Source organism: Oleiphilus sp. HI0067 (assembly GCF_001635735.1).
Window position 1 is genome coordinate 1 of sequence record NZ_LWFI01001735.1, and the last position, 701, is coordinate 701.

Here is a 701-nt window from a genome sequence, read left to right on the forward strand (position 1 = left end):
CAGTTTCTGCAAGGCCGTGTGGAAGCATTGATTGGGTCAGGAGTACAAAAAGAGAAAATTGTTCTAGATCCCGGTTTTGGCTTCGGTAAAACGCTCGCGCATAACTTGAGTTTGTTAAAACATTTAGACCAATTGCAGCATTTGGGCTCGCCTTTGTTGGTAGGGATCTCGCGCAAAAGTATGATTGGTACAGTGCTCGATAAGGATGTGGATCAGCGTTTAATCGGTAGTGTTGCAGCAGCCTTGCTATCATTAGAACGTGGCGCTTCGATTTTGCGGGTTCACGATGTTGCTGAAACGGCAGATGCGCTTAAAATATGGCAGGCAATGAAGTTAGCTAAGTAATACCTACAAGAATTAAGAGAGAGAATAATGGCAGACAGGAAGTATTTTGGGACGGATGGAATTCGTGGTCGATTAGGTGAGGGAGCAATTACACCCGAGTTTATGCTCAAGCTTGGCTGGGCTTGTGGTCAGGTGTTTAAAAAACAAGGTACCAAGAATAAGGTCATTATTGGAAAAGATACGCGCATTTCAGGTTATTTATTTGAAGCGGCGCTAGAGGCTGGCTTGTCCGCGGCCGGTGTGGGTGTACGTTTGATTGGTCCAATGCCTACTCCAGCAGTTGCTTATTTGACGCGCACATATCGCGCGAATGCCGGAATTGTTATCAGTGCGTCGCACAATCCATATCAAGACAA

General features: G+C 45.8%; 1 protein-coding gene and 1 pseudogene. Both read left to right on the top strand.

Annotated elements, in window-relative coordinates:
- Positions 1-345: dihydropteroate synthase (locus tag A3739_RS27580; RefSeq protein WP_197472642.1), on the top strand; the 345-nt coding region annotated here is incomplete at its 5' end.
- A gap of 27 nt (positions 346-372) precedes the next feature.
- Positions 373-701, top strand: a pseudogene (gene glmM / locus A3739_RS27585) (phosphoglucosamine mutase); the annotation flags it as partial.